The following is a 19,648-nucleotide window of genomic DNA, read 5'->3' on the forward strand; positions in this document are numbered from 1 at the left end:
ACCCTTTTTCATAGTTCTTATATTTATTACTAATTTCAAGCCTTTGGCTGATGTTTCCTCTTGATTATCAACATGATCCCTCCGATATACATGTAGGACCATACATACATCAGGGGGAACTTTTACATGAACAAATCGAAAGACCGGCTCGGCAAATTCACTAACTTATCTTTAAGGATCAAGCTTCCCGGGCTGATTACCCTGCTGGTAATCGCCAGTGTGCTGGCTATATCCGTGTCAGTGTACAGCTTGGGCTCGGAACTGCTGCTCAAAAAAAGTAAAGACGAGATTACCGCCAACTCTGACCGGATCGGGGAAGGCTTATGGACTGCCGTGCAGCTGCAGAAGGAGGCCTCTTACCTGATTTCATCGCAGGAATTGTTCCGCGCGCTGTTGAATCTGCGGGAGGAGGGAACGTTGTCCGAAACCGAGTTCTTTTCCGGGAAGAACCCTTATTACAGTGCCTCCAATGAGAAGCTTGCTACAATCCTGAAGAACACAAGGGGCAGCCAATCCATGGTCGTCCTTGATGCCAAAGGGACCATTGTTGCCGGAAGCAATAAAGAGACCGTCGGCGAATCACGCTCAGACAGGGAATATTTCCAGAAATCCATAAAAGGCGAGGCTTTTATCAGCGATGCCACGATATCCCAAAGCACAGGCCAGTTGATTATAGCTTTTTCCCGGCCGATTAAGGATTTAAACGGCAAGGTAATCGGCGTGTATTCATCCAACATGAGCTCCGAATTTTTTATAGATAAATTAGGAAAAATTCAAATTAACGGCCACGGCCAGATTGAAATTCTGAGCCGGAGCGGAATCGTGCTGTACAATTCGAAGGATGAGAAAAGAATAGGATTAAAACCTGAAGGTACCGAAGCTCTGCTTAACCTGCAGGCGAAAGACGATATCCTCACCGGAGAAAGTGATCTCGGAACAGAATATCTCCGGTACAACAAGATTCCAGATGCCGACTGGATAGTATCGGTCATTGATTCTTACGAGGATATCAAAATGCCGATTATGTCCATGCTTAAGCAGATTGTCGCCATTTCCATATTGGCCGTGCTGCTCGTTACTGCGATAGGCCTGATAGTATCCAGATCGATCACACGGCCGATTGTGCAGCTGAGCAAATTGTTCAGACAGCTGGCCTCAGGCGACCTGCAGGTTACTGCCACGGGAAAATATAATAGTGAATTCAAGGAGCTTGCCGACAGCTTTAATACGATGGCTCAGCAGAACAAATTGCTGATTACGAATATGAACACCTCCATTTCCGTGCTTAATTCAAGCACCAAGGATCTGGACGAGTCCTCCAAGCAGACAGCCAAATCGATCGGCGAGACAACGGTAACCACTGCAGAAATTGCCACAGCCATAGAGTCGCAGGCGCATGATACCGAGACGATTGTGGATAAATTCCTCAGCTTCGGCGAGAAATTCGTCTCCATGAATGAAAAAGCCCAATCCGTCAAAGAGCGGGCCGATGAAATTATTGAAGTCTTCCACAGCAGCAATCAGGTTGTAGAAGAGCTGTCCAATATCAGCGAGCAAAACGATGAGGAAGTACAGAAAATCTCTGCGATTACCCTGAAGCTGCAGGAAAGCTCGAGCAGTATCGGCCAGATCACCGGAGCGATCAGCAATATCGCCAAGCAGACAAATCTGCTTGCACTGAACGCCTCTATCGAGGCGGCAAGGGCCGGGGAATATGGACGGGGATTTGCCGTAGTTGCCACTGAAATCCGCAAGCTGGCTGAACAGAGCTCCATCCAGTCCAGTGAAATCAACGGGATCATCGGGCAGAACCTGGCTTTCGTACAGGAAAACCATCAGAGCGTGCAGCAGATTAAGGATATTTCTACACAGCAGGACGAGTATGTAGGCAGAACCCGGCAGGCCTTCCATGCCATTCACCAGAATATTACGGATATCACCGAACAGATTAAGAGCATGGCTGATGACATTGCCCTTATGCAGCATGACAAGGACGAAATGCTGGAATCCACGCAGAATCTGTCGGCATCGGGTGAGCAGGTTTCGGCTTCGGTTGAAGAGGTCACAGCAACAATGCATGAGCAATCTTCCATGGTTCACCGTTTAGCCGATATGGTAGAAACCATTGACGGGTTAACCAAAAGCCTGGCGGAGGCCGCCTCCAAATTCAAGTTGGAATAGCATTACATCTTCATCAGAAAGCAGCAAAAGCAGCAGGTCGCTGTTACAGGGACCTGCTGCTTTCGGGTTTCATGGATGATTTCGTTTAGACAACGCCCGGATACCGCTACTCCGTTACCTTGCTCTGGTTAGCCACCTCACGGGCTTTGGCCTGCACCTCTTCGGGCACGCCGAGATAGAAGCGGCTGATCGGCTTCACATCGTCATCCAGCTTATAGACCAGCGGAACACCGGTCGGAACATTAAGGTCGAGCAGCGCTGTCTCGTCAATGTCCTCCATAAATTTGATCAGCGCCCGCAGGGTGTTGCCATGTGCCGAGATCAGCACCCGCTCTTTCTTGCGGATCAGCGGCACAATCCGCTTGCCCCAGAAATCGCCGACGCGGTGAACGGTATCCTCCAGGCTCTCGCCGCGCGGGATATCCCCGGAGCGCACCTCCTTGTAGCGGATATCGTTTCTGGCATAACGCGGGTCATCCGGCTCCAGCAGCGGCGGACGGACCGACAGGCTGCGCCGCCAGATATGAAGCTGCTCTTCACCATACTTGACCGCAGTCTCACTCTTGCTCAGCCCCTGCAGCGCACCATAATGGCGCTCATTCAGCTTCCATGATTTCTGTACGGGAATCCACAGCAGATCCATTTCCTCCAGCACATAATTAAGTGTCTTGATCGAACGTTTCAGTACAGAAGCGAAGGCCAGATCGAACGTATAGCCTGCTTCCTTCAACAGCTTCCCGGCCGCTTTGGCCTCTTCTATTCCCTTTTCCGTCAGATCGGGATCGCTCCAGCCTGTGAATAAATTCTGACGGTTGTACTCGCTCTCCCCATGCCGTATCAATACGATTTCATACATATTCTTTCTCCTTCCTTAAGCCATTGGTTTGGTCATTTTTTCTGCTGCTCAGTATATGAATTCAGCGGCTCACCGATGCTTTCTCAGGGTTGGGCTGAACAATTGTACGCTCATACAAAAATCCCTTTATCCTTATGCCCCCTGCAGAGATAGAAGAATACACCCCAGTACCGCAAAACAGCGCCCTGTATCTTCTATTCAGAAAGAATCCGCTGGACCCTTTTCTTCTACATGCCAGTCTATGAACCATGAACCATTCAAAAAACCGGACGCCGCAAGGCCCCGGTTCTCCGCTTGTATTTGATACTGCCCTTGTTGTCAGAACCAACAGTCTGTAGCTGCCATGTTATTCTGCTTCAAGCGTCTCCAGGGTTTCAAAAAACCCCGGCGCCTCCACCTTTACATTCACTATTGCATATTCTGCGTCCTCTAAACATCAGTTATGTTCTCCCTTCCAAGCTGCTATGTAAATCCTCGCATACTAAGTTGCAACGTATTTACCCTTGCAGCAAAAAGCTGAAACAAAAGGAAGAATCAGCGGATTTCAGACGGACTTTTCCCCGTATGCTGCTTGAACTGGCGGCTGAAAAAGAAAATATCGCGATAGCCCAGTGCATCGGCTACCTCGGTGACATTCATCCCGGCATATAGCAGCAGGTGCTGGGCCCGCTCAATCCGGGCACGGATGACATAGGACTGGACCGAGGAACCTGTAATCTCTTTGAATTTGATCGAAAAATACCGTGGCGACAGCCCTGCCCGGGCTGCCAGATCCTCTACCCGGTGCGCCGCTCCGGGATGCTGGCTGACGTAGTTGGCCACCTCGTGGATGACCTCAGCCAGCTGATTGCTGACATGCCGCTCTACCGGCATCACCCGGTCCTCGCGCAGCAGATGAATCATCAGCTGCTTCAAGATCAGCCGCCCCTCCTCTTCTGCAGCGTAGGTCTTCACCAGGAACAGGCGGACATAACGGGCGAGCAGGTGCTCGAATTCCACTGTTTCGGTCAATTCACGATAAGGCTGGGGAATATCCGTGACCTCTTCGGTTACGTCAAAATGAATGTATGTAAGCACTAGCGGCTTTTGCGGATTATGGGTCGCATACGTAAAGTCGCCCGGACGGAACAGGAAGCAGCTTCCCTTTCCTACCTTGAAAGGCACTCCGCTGCGCACAACCGTACCTTCTCCGCTCCAGACATAGAACAGATCATAATTTTGCAGCGGCTTCTCTCTTTTTTGCCACTTCCAGCCCGGTTCGCAGACAATTTTCGCCAGAGCAGGCAGGATCACAAAAGAGGACGGCGATGCATGCAGCATAATATTTCCTCCTAAATTTTTTGTGAGCGTTACCTCACTGAATTAGCTTCGACAAAAAATCGCTTCGAAAGCATATGCTTAAGTTTTGAAAGCATACATTTTCCTTACTCTTATAATACCTTGTCACGTGTATTTTTGCACATCCTTCCAGGCCAGAAGCAGGCGGTTCACCCCTTCTTCCAGTGCCTCAGCATCGAGATGGGAAAAAGAAAAGCAAGCCGCCGGACTCCCCGGGCCTATCCGGTACAGTGCAACGTCGCGGAAGTCTGCGCCTCGCTGCAAAGCCGCTTCACGGAAGGCGGAATACTCCTGTTCCGAGCGCAGCCACCGGGCATAAATATGCAGGCCGGAATCGCCGGGCAACGGCTGAAAGAGCATTCCGAGCCGCTCATTCAGAAGCGCACGGAACATGCGGGCACGCTCCCCGTATATGCGCGTCATCCGCCGCAGATGGCGGCTGTATCCGCCAGTGCTCATGAACCGGGCCAACGCCCGCTGCTCAAGCTGTGCGCCTGGAAGCGGTTCATATAGCGCCTTGGCCGCTGTCACAGGACCCACCAGCGAAGGCGGCAGCACGGCGAACCCGAGCCGTAGCCCGGAGAACACGCTGTTAGAGAAGGAGCCGATATACACCACCCGGTCCTCCCGGTCGAGCGCCTTCAGCGGTTCAATCGGCCGGCCGCCCCAGCGGAACTCGCTGTCATAATCATCCTCGACAATGACCGCCTCCTGCCGCCGGGCCCATTCCAGTAAGCTGCGCCGCCGGTCGAGCGGCAGTACCGCTCCGGTGGGAAATTGGCGGCTCGGCGTCACAAACAGCAGCCGGGCTGCCCAATCCTCGGGCACAAGCCCGCTCTCGTCAACCCGTCCCGGCAGCAGCTTACCGCCGCCAATCTCCACTGCCCGGCGGATGCCATGAAATCCGGGATCTTCCACAACGGCAGTTTCCCCCGGTTCCAGCAGCAGCTGCACCAGAAGTACAATGCCCTGCATCGAGCCGCTGAACAGCACGATCTGCTCCGCATCGGCTCGGATTCCCCGGGTAATCCGCAAATGGGCAGCTATTGCCCGCCGCAGGCTCTCCTCCCCTTGCGGCGGACAATAGCCCTCCAGCATCCCGCCTCCCTTGCCTCCGGCATAATTCAGTGCGCTCCGCCACTCGCCGTAAGGAAAATGCTCGATCCGCATGCCACTGCTGCGAAAGCTGATGGCATCTTCACCAGCCTGCCCGTAGATGGAAACTTGGCGATCCATCAGGCGCTCACCCCAAGAGGAAAGCGGGACCGCTCCAGGTTCAAGGAATTCCCGATCAGGTGTGCGAATTTCCTCACCGGCCGGATTGAATCCAGCACCGGCCCTTGGTGAATCAACCACCTGATGATCGGTTGAATCCTCCCTGTATACCGGCTCTCCCCCGGCAGCAGGAAAAAAGCTGTCATCTGAAACAAAGGTACCCCGGCCCTTCTCAGTCTTGATGTAACCGTCAGCCAGCAGCATGTCATATACCTGTGATGCTGAACCGCGCGACACAAGATACAGCTCGGCAAGCCGTCTTGTTGACGGCAGCCTTGTCCCCCCGGGAAGTATCCCCTCCAGGATCGCTGCCCGGAGCGCATGATATAACGCCAGATATTTATAACGGTGGATGGCCAGGTACTGGTCATATGGCAGTGTGAAATTCATCTCCCCACCCTTTCCTCAAAAGTGGACTAATAAAATAACTCTAAACCGGTCCTTTTTCATTGTCAATTTATCAACTATTCTAAGTAAACAATTACTCAAGGTAAGTACTCCGCCACTATGATGAAAAGGACGTGTATTATGCGCAGAAAAGAATTTAAGATAGAGCAGGAAGAAGAAGTGGCCCAATTTTTGCAAGAAATGAGCTTTGGTTTTCTCGGTACAAGCGATGAACAGGGACAGCCGCGGGTCACTCCGCTGAATTTCGTCTATATGGAGGGCTGCTTCTATTTCCACGGCAGTCATGCCGGAGGCAAAATGGAGAGCATCCGCCAGCAGGCGCGGGTCTGCTTTACCGTTGCCGACGAATACGCGCTAATCCCCTCTTATTTCAGCGATCCCCATCTCGCTTGCCCTGCCACGGCCTATTTTAAAAGCGTAACTGCTTATGGAGTGGCAGAACTTGTGGAGGCGTCCGCCGAGAAGGCTGCTGTATTGTCCCGGTTTATGAACAAGCTGCAGCCCGAGGGCGGCTTTGATCCTATTGATGCCGAAGATCCGAAATACCGCTCGCGGCTGAAGGGTGTTGCGGTCGTACGAATTGTTCCGGATGAGCTGACAGCCAAATTTAAGTTTGGACAGAATCTGAAAGAAGAGGAACGGGCCGGCATCACCCGGGGTCTGGCGGAGAGAAACGGAGAACGCGATGCTGAAACGATAGAAATGATGAAAAAATACTGCCCCCACCATAGCTGACTTAAGTAATCGAAATTTCTTAAGAGCTATTTTTATATGAAAATACTCCTTCATCTTTGTCCACTCCCGTCAGCAATCTTTTGCATATAGTGGATTGTGGTACAGCCATTAAGAGGAGGAGGGAGAAAAATGAGTCTTTTTTTTCACAATAGCACCAATTCTGCTCTGCGTGTGGCGATTTATTTTCCCGATATGAATAGATGCGGGATACCCATAATAGGAGAGAGAGGTATATTGGCTGCCTGGTATCGTTTGGAGCCTGGTCAAACGAGACGAGTTGTTAGTGGTAGGGTAGGGGGGAGCACATTTTATTATTATGCTGAGAATGTGTCAAGAACTCTTGTATGGTCAGGTAGTTTTCCTATAGATGTTCCTAATAATGGCCACAATGGATGTTGGAGCCGGGATGTACCCGGAAGCTTATGCGCTAATTGCAGAAGACTCAGATTTAGAAGAATTAATATAGAAGAGGGCGTTGTTAACTTTACAATCAACCTTATTACAAGCAGCACCCTAAGAAAAGCTAAGCGAAAAAATGTCCTGACGGCATTACCGACCAAACTCGTAAAAAAAGCACCTAAACCGGTTAACCGCAAGAAACTTTAAAAGTTGAACTAGGACATGTCTTCGAACCGCTTTCCCGCCAAAACCTACTGCTGTATACCCAAGGAATCATGGGTACAATACCATTTTCTGATCACAGGCGGAGAAAGGCATTTCGCTAATAGGCAGTTTTTTCGGCGGAGGCATATGTCTCGGTGTTTCAGAGACTTCGCTCTTCTTCCGAAGACGTGTGTGCGTCCGGGAAGTGTATTCCTTGATCTGAGTACAAACGGACCGAGTTGCACCTATTTTGAGCTTTTAGCCTGTTAAAGCAGGAAAACGGACTCCAGCGCAGTTATTTTCCCCTGATGGCCGCCTTTAGATAGAATGCAGAGCAGATAAGGCCGTCTGGGTCCGCAAAAGAGAATAAACAGGGTTTCTACTCTCCATAGAGTCTCCTGAGTCCGTCCCTCGAGTAAACGAACCCGCTGCGGGCTTTTAGGGGCCCTACTTTACCCTACTTTCATTACTAAATCCGCTGCTTCCCCAGAGATCTTCCAGTTTGAAGAGAGGCTGGCTGGGAAGAACCGGATTCTGCTGTTTCCCCGGTGATTTCTGTTTCTTGCCCAGAAGGATGTCAGGCGTCAATTTCATCAGTGACGGCAGGGAATCACGGTGATATAATGTTAGGCAATGTTAACGTATATATCCCAGAAGAATACCGGAAGGATGAAACTGATGAATCCACTGGCTGGACAATTAAACGAAAGCATCAAGGCAGGCAATGAACATGTGTACGATATGCTCTCCGATCTTGGCAAGGCGATCTATTTTCCTAAAGAGGGCATCCTGAGCCAATCCGCAGAAGCAACAGCTCACGCCAAGAAATACAATGCAACCATCGGTATTGCTACCGAGAATGGCATGCCTATGCACCTTGGTGTCATTCAGGATAAGCTCTCTGCTTACAGTCCCAAAGACTTGTACGGCTATGCTCCTCCTGCAGGCAAACCAGAGCTGCGAACTGTATGGCGGGAAAAAATGCTCCGTGAAAATCCATCGCTCGAAGACAAATCCTTCGGCAACCCTATCGTTACCAATGCCCTGACGCACGGGCTCAGCATAGTTGCCGATCTGTTCGCAGAACAAGGCGATGCCATCATCTATCCGGACAAGAACTGGGAGAATTACGAGCTGACCTTCGGCATCCGCCGGCTCAGCGAAATCGTCAACTATCCGCTTTTCACTGAAGATATGAAATTCAATAGTGAAGGACTGCTGGAAGCGCTGCTCGCCCAGAAGGGACGCGGCAAAGCTATTGTCCTGCTCAACTTCCCTAATAACCCTACAGGCTATACTCCCGGCCTAAAAGAAGGAGAAGCCATCGTTGCCGCGATTCTGCGCGCTGCCGAGGAAGGCATCAATGTCGTAGTCGTCAGCGATGACGCGTATTTCGGACTTTTCTTCGAGGATTCTCTCAAGGAATCGTTGTTCGGCCGTCTGGCCAATCTCCATCCGCGCGTGCTGGCCGTCAAGATTGACGGGGCCACCAAAGAGGAATTTGTCTGGGGCTTCCGCGTCGGCTTCATCACTTACGCTTCCGAGAACAAGGAGCTGCTTGCAGCACTGGAACAGAAAACGCTCGGCATTATCCGCGCCACTATTTCCAGCGGTGCACACCCGTCTCAGACGTTTGTGCTGGATGCACTGAAGGCCCCGCAGTTCGCCGAACAGAAGGAAGAAAAGTTCCAGATCATGAAAGGCCGTGCCAACAAAGTGAAGGCGCTGCTGGACAGCGGGAAATACGGCGATGACGTATGGACGTATTATCCTTTCAACTCCGGCTACTTTATGTGTCTGAAGCTGCACACTGTATCAGCTGAAGACCTGCGGCTGCATCTGATCCACAATTATGGCCTGGGCACAATCGCCCTGGGCGAAACCGATCTGCGCATCGCCTTCTCCTGTATTGAAGAGGAGCAGCTTGAAGATTTGTTCGACCTGGTTTATGCGGGAATCCGCGATTTGGAAAAAGCCTGACCCCAAAACCATTGATCTCGAAATCAGCTCCGGGTACCCGGAGCTGATTTTTTTTGGCTTTCCCTGCGACATTGGCCTATACACGTTAATCTATCCGCACATACAATACGATGTACTCAAGTACAGCAAACACATTCGAAAGGGGAATGAACATGAGCGAAGAAGTAAGAGGCGGATACGGATACCCTGGATTTACCAGCACAGGTGCAATTTTAGTTCTTTTTATCCTGCTGGTTATCATCAGCCGTTCACTCTTTGTCTAACCGGGAATGACTCTCCCGGGAGGGAGCCTCGGGCTCTCTCCCGTTCCCGCGTGGCAGCATTCCCTATTCTGCTAATCACAAGTGGAAACGGCTTTGCCGTCCTCAAAAGGACGGTATCCGTTTCAGCGAGAAATAGAAGGATAATTTATAGCGTGAAACATATAAACAAAGACGCCTTGACGGGAGCATCCGCTCTTATCAAGGCGTCTTTGTGCTTGGAGCAGAATACAGGCCTGCCGGCATTCCACTCGGGTCTCACCAAAAGTTAGAAATCCTCGTCCACCGCGGCCTCTTTGCGCTTCAAGTATTCCTTGAACACGTAGGCCAATAGCACTCCGGCAAGGAAGGTGCCTAGAACAGGCAGCGGACGTTCACCCGCTGTGGCCAGAAATGGCAGGCCGGTCAGCAAGGCTAGCAGCAAAAGGGCGCGGAAGATGAACTGGTTCGTGCTTTCACCCTTGCTGCCCTCTGGCAGAGGATACACCGACAGCCAGAACGACTCGCTATGCAGCTTGCGCAAAGCCGACAGCTGAATGCCCATGATGAACAGGAAGAACAAGTAAATGCCGCTTCCCACATAGCTGCCGCGATTCCACCAGACCAGCAGCAACGCCAGGACAGCGATCCGCATCACAATGGCGAAGACATCGCCCCGGGCAAAGCTTTTGGTCAGCAGGAAGCGGTAAGCAGCGTTACTCCGCCATTCGATACCGCTCCCCCAGCGTGACAGGTAACGCCGGGCGTATACCCGCTGCTCACGTCCCGGCACATCCACGAACCAGCCGAGAATCATCAAGGCCCTCGACCCCTGGTTCTTCTCCATGGCAATCAGACGCTCCCAGGGAACGGAATGCCGTCCGGGAACAGAGCATGCAGCCAAATATGCCGCCGCCAGGATCAATATGAAGATCAGGGCCCGGAGAGACGGCTGCCACAGCCATGCCGCAATCATTAATCCGCCTACTGCCCAGCGCAGCAGGTTGTAGGCCGCTGCGGCCGGGCGGGATATCATTGCGGTTTCCCGCCATAGCCCGTAGCTGGACAGCAATTTCACCAGAATCAGAATGAGGACGGTAGCAAATAGACTCCTAGGCGATTCATCCGTACGTATGTACAAGGGCCAGACGGTGATCAGTACAAACAGCAGGCGCACAATTTTCCACACATTACCGCTTACCCAGCTACGGGCAAAATATTCCTTCATCCGGTGTCCCTGCGGAAGCAGAAATATAGTATCCGGACTCTGCAGATACGTCCGGAAGCTGCTGTGCACTGCCGCAGGCAGCAGCAGGACCAGCATAACCCAGCGGATCGGAATCCCTGACGGAGTATCCCGAAGCAGCGAAGTATACCAGGCCGAGAAGACAATCAGCAGCAGAAGCAAGAGCATCGCTACACCGCTCTTAATGACATACCCCACATAAGGCAGCATGCTTCCCATAAACCGGCTGCGCCGCTGCCGGCGCAGCTCCTTTAAATCCATATCATTTCCCTCCCTGAACCAATTCGTAGAACAGCTGCTCCAAGTTCAAGCCCTGCAGCCCTGCAGCTGCGGTCATCTCTGCAAGCGTGCCTTCGGCAATAACCTTGCCGCGGTGCAGCACGATAAAGCGGTCGCAGTAGTTCTCGATTGTGGAAAGGATATGGGAGCTCAGCAGGATCGACGCCCCCGTTTTTTTCAAATCCAGCATGAAGTCGAGCAGAGAGCGGATGCCCAGCGGATCCAGGCCAAGAAAGGGCTCATCAATGACATACAGTGCCGGACGTGCCACGAAAGCGCACATAATCATCACTTTCTGCTTCATGCCTTTGGATAAATGGGAGGACAATGTATCCATCTTGTCCTCCATATTAAAGAGTGCGGCCAGCTGCCCGCTGCGGGATTCATAGTCGCTGCGCTCCACGCTGTAGGCTCTGGCAGTGAATTCAACATGCTCGCGGACCGTCATTTCCTCGTAAAGCAGAGGAGATTCCGGCACAAATGACAATGCGCTGTGATACCCCTCCGGGTCAGCACTGCGGGTTTTGCCCTTCACGGTAATTTCACCTTTATGGGGCGACATCAGGCCGAGGATATGTTTCATTGTCGTACTTTTTCCGGCTCCGTTCAAACCGATCAGTCCAACCATTTCACCGGGCTGCACCTGAAGGCCGATATCATGAAGCACCGGCTTGTTCAGGCTATACCCACCACTTAAGCCCGTAATCTCGAGTACGGGGGCTGTATTCATTGACCGTCACCTCTCGGGGTTTTGTTCTTGAGCCATTTCGGGGCTCCCTTGTTCTTGCGGTTCTTCTCACGTTCCGCACTGCTGCTGCGCGGTTTACCCGCAGGAGCTGAACCGCCGCGCCCGCCTGCAGCCGGGCCCGTACCGTGGTGCCCTTCGCGCCGCATTTCTCCGCCTGCGGCAGTTCCCGCCTGGCCCTGCCGCGGCAAGGCCGGTTTGATGGCCGCATCGGCCTGCACAGCCGATGTCCGTACAGGCGGCTTGCCGCTGCGCGGTGCGGCGCCTTCCTTGCGCGGGGTGGCACTTTCCCCGCGCCCGCGTTCGCCGCCGCCCAGCGGGCTGCGGGCTTCATCAGCCGCCATAACCTTGCCGGCGACCATTTCCTTCTCCTCAAGCGTGATATTCAGCTCTCGGGCGAATTTGCGCATAATGAACGTCTGCTGCTCCGTTACAATGGAGACCGACAGTCCGCGGCGTCCCATACGTCCCGTACGCCCTGCCCGGTGCACATAATGCTCCGAGTCAAACGCCGGATCAAAGCTCACTACCAGCGTCAGATTCTCGATATCCAGGCCACGGGCCGCCACATCGCTCGCCACCAGCACACGGAACTTGCCGTCACGGAACCGGGTAAGCACATTGCTGCGTGTCACCTTATCCGCATCCCCATAGATCGCCGCCGCCGTAAGCCCAAGATGGTTCAGCTTTGCTTCCACCTCGGCAATGTCCTCGGTAGCATTCACGAACACTATCGCCCGCTGCGGGTTGTAATGGCGGATGACCCGGCGCAGCATATCAATCTTGTTCCGTTCCTCAGCCACCACATAGTGATGCTCAAGGCTCTGTGCCGTCATCACTCCGGGATCAATGCCGACCTCAGCCGGGTTCTTCATCTCCCGTGCAGCTAGCGCCTGGGTCTCCGGTCCGATGGTTGCAGACAGCATGACCAATTGGCGCGTGCGCAGCGCGCTGCTGACGATCTTCGCCACTTCACCGGCTCCGCTGAGCTGGAACATCTGGTCCGCCTCATCGATGATGATCGTGCTGACCTCATGCATTTTCAGCTTGCGGAGGCCGATCAGTTCCCGTACGCGTCCAGGAGTGCCCACTACGAGCTGGGGATGCTCGCGCAGCTTGTCAATCTGGCGTTTGATCGCCGCTCCGCCGATCAGGCCCATCGCCTTAATCCCCCGGTGGGACCCATAGCGCTCGGCCTCACGGAGGATTTGCATCGCCAGCTCCTGGGTTGGTGCCAGCACCAGCTTTTGGACTACCCGGTGCTCCGGGTTAATCCCTTGAATCAGCGGCAGCAGGTACGCCAAGGTTTTGCCGGTACCTGTCTGGGAAGCAGCCAGCACATCCCTCCCCTCCAGCAGAAGCGGGATCGTCTGCTCCTGTACCGGAGATGGATCAGTAATGCCGAATTCCGACAATCTGGCAACAAGGTCCTCCTGGATGCCGATGGCCGCAAAAGAAGCTTTATTCATAATTGTAATTCATCCTTTTCGCTTAAGTTAATATCTTCATTATATGCCAAAAAGGCCTCTCCACCAAATGGAAGGCCGTCTATGCAAGGATAAGCTGTAATTAGCGCAGGCTAGACCTGCAAAAATGACTGCCGCCCTGCAGAATGACGACAGACACCCGCTGATGAAACCTTTATTTTCTGTTCATAACGTTATAGGTCAGCTTATCCGCCAGCCGTGGAAACAAAGCATACAGCCGGATGCCGAAGCCCGCCAGACCGGGCAGGTCTACTTCCTCTTTGCCTTTCTCCATCAGCTTGACGATCTTGGAGGACACATGTTGTGGTGTCATCATCATCCGGGCTACACTTTTCTCGTATTTGCCTGATGGATCAGCCGTTTTGAAAAAGTCGGTGGCAATCGGCCCCGGGTTCACCGCCGAAACGATAATCCCGCTCTTCCGGAGTTCCTGGCGAAGCGCATTCGTGAAACCGAGAACCGCATGTTTGGTTGCTGTGTAAGCAACGGCACGGGCTGTACCAATCTTGCCGGCCATGGAAGCCACATTAACAATCTGCCCGCTTCCCCGCTGCAGCATATGCGGAACTACAGCCTTCGTACAACGTACAATGCCCATATAGTTTACATCCATCATATCATCGAATTCCTGGGGTTCCATCTCGGTAAAACCGGCGAATTTGCCGTATCCGGCGTTGTTGAGCAGGATATCGATCCTGCCGTACACCGCCAGAATTTCGCCAAAGGTCCGCTTCACTTCCGCCTCATCTCTGACATCGCAGGTGTACAGTCCAAAAACGCCCGGAATACCGGCCGCCGTTTCTTTCAGTTTATCTTCCGAACGGGCCAGAAGAATAGGGACAGCCCCACGCTTGCTGAGCATTTGCGCTGTCAGCGCCCCGATCCCGCTTGAAGCCCCTGTTATAACAACAATCTTGTCTTTAAGTTGCATGAAAATCTTCAGCTCCCAATTGTCCGCCTAAGAGATCATCACTTGGATATCAAGTTCCCCGATGCCTTCCATCAAGAGCGGGATGCTCAGTGCTCTGCGCGGCAGTACAGACATACCCTCACTCTTCATTAGCTTGGGCGGAGTAATATCCACAGTTACACCTTGGTTGGAAAGAATCGTACTGGCATTTCCGCTGATCATGTTGCCCAGTTCCGAAATCGCGCTCTGCCCCATCTCGTCCATCTCTGTAATCACGTAACCGCCCATCATGGCCGATACCATTTTCAGTGCAACCTGCTCTGCAATCCCAAAGATAATATTTCCGCTTAATTGACCCGTCATACCCACTTGAATCCATATATGATTATCGATAAGTTCAATATCCTTAATGCCCAGATTACCGGTGGATGGCGAGACTTGTATAACCTGCTCAATTACAATGCGTGCAGACTCTAAAAACGGATTAATTACTTCTGCTTTCATTAAGATGTGTCCCCCCTCTACCAGTCTTTAGTCATATACCGAAAGTCCTATTCAATAATTTATAATTATACTTCATATATCGGCATTATTCACCAAAAATTAATGGGGGTGTCTAAGGAAATCACAAGATAGTTTGCCTGGCAACATTGCTCTGCCGGAAGGAATCTCCTATAATTTAATCAAATGCCAACAACCGGCGTAAGATATAACTGCATATCCACATTCAATCCGGCTATGGACCGAAGTGAATTCCTGCATTATTGCGGAGACCCGAGCACCTATAAAAGTCTTATTGATCAGGCACCAATCAGCTATGCCGTCCCGGGAAAATCGTCCGTTGTTCCCATTACAGGGCGAAGCGGCAGCATTATCCGGTAGTCAAAAAGGGGGGCAAGTCCATGAACATCAGCCAGCTCGAAACGCTGATTACGATCTCCAAAACGATGAGCTTCCGCAAGGCAGGTGAGTTGCTTAACCTGACCCAGCCTGCAGTTTCGGCACAAATCAAAAGTCTGGAAGAAGAGTTCAAGACTCAGCTCGTTGACCGTAACCAGCCCGTTACCTTGACGGACAGAGGCAAAGTGTTCCTTACGCATGCAGAGCAGATCGTGAGTATTGTCGAAGAGCTTAAGCAGCGCCTTGCGGATCTTGATGAGAATCCCCAAGGGCATATTATTCTCGGAACGACCACCTCCATTGCCATTCAAATCCTGCCGCGTATCCTGTCCTATTTTCAAGACCAGTTTCCGCATATCAAAACTTCGATTTCCTCGATGTCTTCATCACAAATCTATCAGCATGTCGAAAACGGCCTGGTCGATGTCGGCATCGGTTATCTGATTGGACGGAGTCCTGCCATGACCACTTCTGTGCTGTATTATGATACTTTTGAACTGGTTGTTTCCCCAAGGCATCCTTTGGCCCAGGTCAAATCGGCCGGGATTGAAGCCCTGGGTAAAACACCGCTCATCCTCCTGTCTCCCGACACGGTCGGCCGCAAATTCGCCGATGAGGTGTTCGCAAAACACGGCATCCAGCCGCAGGTCATCATGGAGCTGACCAGCAGCGAGGAGGTTAAGCGGATGGTCGAGCTTGATCTCGGCGCAGCCATTATCTCCAAACAGTCAGTTACAGCAGAGGTCCGCAGCGGCACACTCAAAATCGTGCCGATTATCGAACTAGAGGTCACGCATCCCGTAGGTGTCATTACCAAGTCCGGCAAATATGTCAATTCGGCCATGAGGCAATTCTTAAGCGATCTAAAGGGCATGCCGGAAACCCAATTTATCGGCTCGGAGTAGAGCCTCGCAGAGCTTTGAATCCATCTGTCGGAGCTGTTCCCAAAGTCCGATACTTCATGAACTGTTTTCGTAAAATTTGGCCTAAAGGAGAAATATATCCATGAAATTTGACCTACACACCCACCATTTCCGCTGTGGCCATGCCGACGGAAGCATCAGGGACTATATTGAAGCCGGCATCAACGCCGGTCTGGGCGTCATCGGCATATCTGATCACACTCCTTATTTCGGCAGTCCGTCCGAGCAGGCCTTTCCCAAAATCGCCATGGCCAAATCGGAGCTTGTCCATTACGTAGAAGAAGTGCTCTCCCTGCAGAAAGAATACGAAGGCAAAATTGATGTGCTGCTCGGTATTGAATCCGATTATTTCCCGGAACATGCCGAACTCTACCGCCAAACCCTTTCCGCTTATCCCTTTGATTACATCATTGGCTCGGTACATAGTGTCAAGGGTGTAAGCATCTTTAATAAGGGGCGCTGGAAAGGACTTGACCGCCGGGAGAAAGCCGCGGCAAAAGCCGAATACTACCGGCTGATCTCCGAATCCGCGCGTACCGGCATGTTTCAGATCCTTGGCCATATTGATGCCATGAAAGGAAACTATCCGCAATTTGCGGAAATCTCTACGCCTGCAGAAACCGACGAATGCCTGCGCGTAATCGGCGAATGCGGCGTCGCCATCGAGATCAACACCTCCGGATGCACCAAGCTGTGCGGCGGCTGGTATCCCTCGGATGATATTCTGGCACGTGCACTGCATTACGGAGTGGAAGTCACCTTTGGCTCTGATGCACATCTGCCGTCCCGGGTTGCTGACCAGCGGGAGGCTGTGGTTGCACGCCTTAAAGAAATCGGGTTCACTCACTGGGTATACTACAAACGGCGCGGGAAGATTACAGTTCCGCTGCAGTGACACCCTGTGACTTTACAAAAAAATGCACCGCAGTGCTCAACGGTCGATGGACAGCATGACATCCATTACGTTAACGCTGCGGTGCATTTTGTTATTCTCCCGGTTTCTGCAGATTATCACAGGTAAACCCCTGCTTCTTCAGCGTATGCTGCGCATCTCCATACTGAGGATTAAGAGCGTAGAAATGGGCGATCGTAGCGCTCCAATCCCTCTCCGTCATTTCAAGAGCTTTTAGATACCCGCGGTACGCCTGATTGTACTCCTGTATAAATCCCTTCTGATCAAGGTTATAACGCTCCTCGTGAAAAACCGCCCCCAGCGGAAGACGCGGCTTCTTTGGCAGCTCCTCGGCAGGATATCCTACGCATAAGCCGACCACCGGGAATACATACTCCGGCAAGTCCAGCAATTCAATTACGCCTCCAGTATTGCGGCGGATTCCACCGATAGGAATGATGCCCAGCCCCATGGATTCCGCAGCGGCAACCGCACTCTCCAAAGCGATTCCCACATCCACCGCACCGACCAGCAGCGCATCCACATCGTGCACAGCCTCAAAGGGCTGCCCTTCCAGCTCGGCGGCCAGCTTGGCCCGGTAAAAATCCATGCAGAAGATCAAAAATACCGGGGCGTCGGCCACATGCTTCTGATTCCCGCTTAAGACCGAAAGCTGTGCCTTGCGCTGCTCATTCTGCACAGCAATAATGCTGACCTGCTGCCCGTTCACCCAGGATGGGGCCGATTGAGCGGCCTCAATAATCATCTGCAGCTTATCCGGCTCAACAGGCTGCAGCGCGTATTTCCGGAAAGACCGGTGATTGTTTAATGTCTTCAGCACTTCATTCAAGATTACATCCTCCTAAAATCTCTATAATTGTACAACCATCATATACTAACAGCTGCGGGAGCTTCCAGTCCCTCCCCGCTTCCGGTTCCCCAATGGATTGGCACCAGAACAAAAAAAATGGACCCGAATCATCGGGTCCCAACAGCAGTTATATTTTCAAAAGGGGGTCATGTACTTAGTTTAACCGGACACTGTTAGAGTTTGATAACGGCATTATTTCAATTGTGTAACAATGTGAATACTTTCATTACATCGCCCGAGCCATCGGCCATTGGCATGATCCGTTCCAGCGTCAGACCGTTTTTGAGCATAACCCGTTCGGACCTGAGGTTATCACCGCGGCAGCGTCCCTCCACATGGGTCAAGCGAAGCTCCCGCATGCCGTAGCCCAGCAACAATCCAATGGCCTCTGTAGCAAGGCCCTGCCCCCACCATACGGGATCGAGCATGTAGCCTAGTACGGCTTTGCCTTCATGACGGTTCCAGCTCTGAAGTGAGGCGGTGCCGATCAGCTCCGGCGCATCTTTGCAATAGATCCCGACATGCAGCGCGCAAGGATCGTAGGGATACAGCATACGGTTCACCAGTTGATCCAGATGGGCTGGCTGTGAACCCGCTGTACTGCGATGCAAAATGTGGCGCTGCACATCCGGGTGAGAGAGCAGCATCTTAAGCCTGTCACCTTCGGCAGGCAACATCGTCCGGAGTTCCACTGCGGCTCCTTGCTGAGCCATGAATCCTGCAGACTCGTAAGTGATCATTCGCACTCCTCTTCCCTTGCAGCTTAATTTGGGAATTTCAAATATATTGCTACTTACGCCCGGCGCAGCGTAATCACAGTAAGCTCCGGCCGGCATAACAGGCGAAACGGCATATAAGTCTCGCCGAAGCCTCTGTTAACATAGACCGGCATGGCTTTATTCTCTGTATGATACAGTCCGCTTATGTATTTAACTGCCCCGTATGGGGTGTAGGCTGCGCCAACAAAAGGAAGACGGATCTGCCCTCCATGGCTGTGCCCCGACAACTGAAGATCGAAGGGATAATTTTCCGCCGTGTCAGCATAATCCGGCTCATGCATCATCAGCACCGTACATGTCCCCTTTGGGATGCCTTTGAGTGCAGCTTCCGGATCGGGACGGCTGTGCAGCATGTCTTCCAGGCCAGCAACCGCCATCACTGCACCGCCTTGCTTGATAAGATATGACTGATTCCTCAGCAATGTGAACCCGGCAGACTGCAGCAGCTGCGCAAGCAATTCCGTGTTCTTATAATCATGGTTGCCGAATATCGCATATTTCCCCAGCGGGGCATGAAGTTCCGCGAGCAGCGCTACGGATTCTTTCAGGTCCTCTGCATAGCTGTCTACAATATCCCCGGTAAAGCAAATGATATCCGGCTCTGCGGCCTCAATGTGCTTAATCAGCCGGGCCAAATCATGAGCATCCTTGTTGAAGCCCAGATGCACATCACTGAAATGAACCAGCCGGGTACCGGCAAACGCGGAAGGGAGATTCTTCAGCGGAATTTCCAGCCTCGTGATATCAAGCCAGTTGGGTTCTCCCTGCCACACATATCCGCCGCCGAGCAGCGCGGCACCAAACATAGTAGCCGCTCCGCGGGTCAGGAACTGGCGGCGGGTAATTTTGCGGCCGCTGCCCTTCCCGGGTGGTAGTGGAGTGTTGTAACCGCCGCCGGCAACAAGAGGTGGACCATCATTGGGAGAACCCCCGGACGCTTTTTTATTCATAGGGAGACCCTCCTTCCTTGCAGGAGCTTGAAATACAATACAATCCGCTCC

General features: G+C 52.3%; 19 protein-coding genes. 8 read left to right on the plus strand and 11 right to left on the minus strand.

The features are described from left to right. Positions 1-126: 126 nt before the first annotated feature. Positions 127-2,181, plus strand: a complete 2,055-nt coding sequence (locus tag NST99_RS27820) for a methyl-accepting chemotaxis protein (RefSeq protein WP_341096022.1) — start codon at positions 127-129, stop codon at positions 2,179-2,181. Positions 2,182-2,287: 106 nt separating this feature from the next. On the opposite strand, the gene gpmA is transcribed toward NST99_RS27820, so the two are convergent. The 3 genes from gpmA to pdxR form a co-directional block, all read right to left on the minus strand. Then, positions 2,288-3,037 (minus strand): 2,3-diphosphoglycerate-dependent phosphoglycerate mutase, encoded by a 750-nt coding sequence (gene gpmA, locus NST99_RS27825; protein WP_038596044.1) that lies wholly within the window; start codon positions 3,035-3,037, stop codon positions 2,288-2,290. Positions 3,038-3,571: 534 nt separating this feature from the next. Continuing rightward, positions 3,572-4,357 (minus strand): helix-turn-helix domain-containing protein, encoded by a 786-nt coding sequence (locus NST99_RS27830; protein ID WP_038596047.1) that lies wholly within the window; start codon positions 4,355-4,357, stop codon positions 3,572-3,574. A 123-nt stretch (positions 4,358-4,480) separates the two neighbouring features. Then, positions 4,481-6,040, minus strand: coding sequence for a MocR-like pyridoxine biosynthesis transcription factor PdxR (pdxR, locus tag NST99_RS27835; RefSeq protein WP_341096023.1), 1,560 nt, complete (start codon positions 6,038-6,040; stop codon positions 4,481-4,483). 138 nt (positions 6,041-6,178) lie between these two features. Between pdxR and NST99_RS27840 the strand changes: the two genes are divergently transcribed. The 4 genes from NST99_RS27840 to NST99_RS27855 all read left to right on the plus strand — a co-directional run bounded on the left by NST99_RS27840 (position 6,179) and on the right by NST99_RS27855 (position 9,639). Further along, positions 6,179-6,793 (plus strand): pyridoxamine 5'-phosphate oxidase family protein, encoded by a 615-nt coding sequence (locus NST99_RS27840; protein WP_341096025.1) that lies wholly within the window; start codon positions 6,179-6,181, stop codon positions 6,791-6,793. A 129-nt stretch (positions 6,794-6,922) separates the two neighbouring features. Beyond that, complete coding sequence (locus NST99_RS27845) at positions 6,923-7,399, plus strand: DUF1036 domain-containing protein (RefSeq protein WP_341096026.1); 477 nt, start codon at positions 6,923-6,925, stop codon at positions 7,397-7,399. 675 nt (positions 7,400-8,074) lie between these two features. Continuing rightward, positions 8,075-9,376, plus strand: coding sequence for an aminotransferase class I/II-fold pyridoxal phosphate-dependent enzyme (locus NST99_RS27850; protein ID WP_341096027.1), 1,302 nt, complete (start codon positions 8,075-8,077; stop codon positions 9,374-9,376). A gap of 152 nt (positions 9,377-9,528) precedes the next feature. Further along, positions 9,529-9,639: a hypothetical protein gene (locus NST99_RS27855; RefSeq protein WP_020429695.1), complete on the plus strand. Its 111-nt coding sequence runs from the start codon at positions 9,529-9,531 to the stop codon at positions 9,637-9,639. Between the two features lie 265 nt (positions 9,640-9,904). Here the strand turns inward: NST99_RS27855 and NST99_RS27860 are convergent, their stop codons facing one another. From NST99_RS27860 to NST99_RS27880, 5 genes are all read right to left on the minus strand, one after another. Continuing rightward, positions 9,905-11,122 carry an ABC transporter permease gene (locus NST99_RS27860; RefSeq protein ID WP_341096028.1) on the minus strand — a complete coding sequence of 406 codons (1,218 nt, stop codon included), beginning with the start codon at positions 11,120-11,122 and terminating at the stop codon, positions 9,905-9,907. A gap of 1 nt (position 11,123) precedes the next feature. Continuing rightward, a complete protein-coding gene (locus NST99_RS27865; protein ID WP_341096029.1) occupies positions 11,124-11,870 on the minus strand; it encodes an ABC transporter ATP-binding protein in 747 nt (248 codons plus the stop codon). Further along, complete coding sequence (locus tag NST99_RS27870) at positions 11,867-13,354, minus strand: DEAD/DEAH box helicase (RefSeq protein ID WP_341096030.1); 1,488 nt, start codon at positions 13,352-13,354, stop codon at positions 11,867-11,869. Before NST99_RS27870 ends, NST99_RS27865 begins: the two co-directional genes overlap by 4 nt. Positions 13,355-13,526: 172 nt before the next feature. After that, positions 13,527-14,303: an SDR family NAD(P)-dependent oxidoreductase gene (locus NST99_RS27875; RefSeq protein ID WP_341096032.1), complete on the minus strand. Its 777-nt coding sequence runs from the start codon at positions 14,301-14,303 to the stop codon at positions 13,527-13,529. Between the two features lie 27 nt (positions 14,304-14,330). Next, complete coding sequence (locus NST99_RS27880) at positions 14,331-14,786, minus strand: chemotaxis protein CheX (RefSeq protein ID WP_341096034.1); 456 nt, start codon at positions 14,784-14,786, stop codon at positions 14,331-14,333. Between the two features lie 183 nt (positions 14,787-14,969). On the opposite strand from NST99_RS27880, the gene NST99_RS27885 reads away from it, so the two are divergent. From NST99_RS27885 to NST99_RS27895, 3 genes are all read left to right on the plus strand, one after another. Further along, positions 14,970-15,164, plus strand: coding sequence for a hypothetical protein (locus NST99_RS27885; RefSeq protein ID WP_341096035.1), 195 nt, complete (start codon positions 14,970-14,972; stop codon positions 15,162-15,164). Positions 15,165-15,184: 20 nt separating this feature from the next. Then, positions 15,185-16,087: a LysR family transcriptional regulator gene (locus tag NST99_RS27890; RefSeq protein WP_340896738.1), complete on the plus strand. Its 903-nt coding sequence runs from the start codon at positions 15,185-15,187 to the stop codon at positions 16,085-16,087. A gap of 100 nt (positions 16,088-16,187) precedes the next feature. Next, positions 16,188-17,000: a histidinol-phosphatase gene (locus tag NST99_RS27895; protein WP_341096037.1), complete on the plus strand. Its 813-nt coding sequence runs from the start codon at positions 16,188-16,190 to the stop codon at positions 16,998-17,000. A gap of 91 nt (positions 17,001-17,091) precedes the next feature. Here NST99_RS27895 and NST99_RS27900 read toward each other — a convergent pair whose 3' ends face one another. The 3 genes from NST99_RS27900 to NST99_RS27910 form a co-directional block, all read right to left on the minus strand. Further along, on the minus strand, positions 17,092-17,838 hold the full coding sequence (locus tag NST99_RS27900; RefSeq protein WP_341097776.1) for an NADPH-dependent oxidoreductase: 747 nt from the start codon (positions 17,836-17,838) through the stop codon (positions 17,092-17,094). Between the two features lie 227 nt (positions 17,839-18,065). Then, positions 18,066-18,608 carry a GNAT family N-acetyltransferase gene (locus tag NST99_RS27905; RefSeq protein ID WP_341096039.1) on the minus strand — a complete coding sequence of 181 codons (543 nt, stop codon included), beginning with the start codon at positions 18,606-18,608 and terminating at the stop codon, positions 18,066-18,068. 53 nt (positions 18,609-18,661) lie between these two features. Continuing rightward, positions 18,662-19,597, minus strand: coding sequence for a metallophosphoesterase (locus NST99_RS27910; RefSeq protein WP_341096041.1), 936 nt, complete (start codon positions 19,595-19,597; stop codon positions 18,662-18,664). Positions 19,598-19,648: the final 51 nt, after the last annotated feature.

Source organism: Paenibacillus sp. FSL L8-0470 (genome assembly GCF_038008625.1).
Classification (GTDB): domain Bacteria; phylum Bacillota; class Bacilli; order Paenibacillales; family Paenibacillaceae; genus Paenibacillus_AQ.

Excerpts from the sequence above, each read along its gene's own strand:
- NST99_RS27840 (WP_341096025.1), top strand. The coding sequence starts at position 6,179 with ATGCGCAGAAAAGAATTTAAGATAGAGCAGGAAGAAGAAGTGGCCCAA.
- NST99_RS27905 (WP_341096039.1), bottom strand. The coding sequence starts at position 18,608 with ATGATCACTTACGAGTCTGCAGGATTCATGGCTCAGCAAGGAGCCGCA.
- NST99_RS27895 (WP_341096037.1), top strand. The coding sequence starts at position 16,188 with ATGAAATTTGACCTACACACCCACCATTTCCGCTGTGGCCATGCCGAC.
- NST99_RS27865 (WP_341096029.1), bottom strand. The coding sequence starts at position 11,870 with ATGAATACAGCCCCCGTACTCGAGATTACGGGCTTAAGTGGTGGGTAT.
- NST99_RS27830 (WP_038596047.1), bottom strand. The coding sequence starts at position 4,357 with ATGCTGCATGCATCGCCGTCCTCTTTTGTGATCCTGCCTGCTCTGGCG.
- NST99_RS27870 (WP_341096030.1), bottom strand. The coding sequence starts at position 13,354 with ATGAATAAAGCTTCTTTTGCGGCCATCGGCATCCAGGAGGACCTTGTT.
- NST99_RS27855 (WP_020429695.1), top strand. The coding sequence starts at position 9,529 with ATGAGCGAAGAAGTAAGAGGCGGATACGGATACCCTGGATTTACCAGC.
- NST99_RS27820 (WP_341096022.1), top strand. The coding sequence starts at position 127 with ATGAACAAATCGAAAGACCGGCTCGGCAAATTCACTAACTTATCTTTA.
- NST99_RS27880 (WP_341096034.1), bottom strand. The coding sequence starts at position 14,786 with ATGAAAGCAGAAGTAATTAATCCGTTTTTAGAGTCTGCACGCATTGTA.
- NST99_RS27910 (WP_341096041.1), bottom strand. The coding sequence starts at position 19,597 with ATGAATAAAAAAGCGTCCGGGGGTTCTCCCAATGATGGTCCACCTCTT.
- NST99_RS27890 (WP_340896738.1), top strand. The coding sequence starts at position 15,185 with ATGAACATCAGCCAGCTCGAAACGCTGATTACGATCTCCAAAACGATG.
- NST99_RS27875 (WP_341096032.1), bottom strand. The coding sequence starts at position 14,303 with ATGCAACTTAAAGACAAGATTGTTGTTATAACAGGGGCTTCAAGCGGG.
- gpmA (WP_038596044.1), bottom strand. The coding sequence starts at position 3,037 with ATGTATGAAATCGTATTGATACGGCATGGGGAGAGCGAGTACAACCGT.
- NST99_RS27850 (WP_341096027.1), top strand. The coding sequence starts at position 8,075 with ATGAATCCACTGGCTGGACAATTAAACGAAAGCATCAAGGCAGGCAAT.
- NST99_RS27845 (WP_341096026.1), top strand. The coding sequence starts at position 6,923 with ATGAGTCTTTTTTTTCACAATAGCACCAATTCTGCTCTGCGTGTGGCG.
- NST99_RS27885 (WP_341096035.1), top strand. The coding sequence starts at position 14,970 with ATGCCAACAACCGGCGTAAGATATAACTGCATATCCACATTCAATCCG.
- NST99_RS27860 (WP_341096028.1), bottom strand. The coding sequence starts at position 11,122 with ATGGATTTAAAGGAGCTGCGCCGGCAGCGGCGCAGCCGGTTTATGGGA.
- pdxR (WP_341096023.1), bottom strand. The coding sequence starts at position 6,040 with ATGAATTTCACACTGCCATATGACCAGTACCTGGCCATCCACCGTTAT.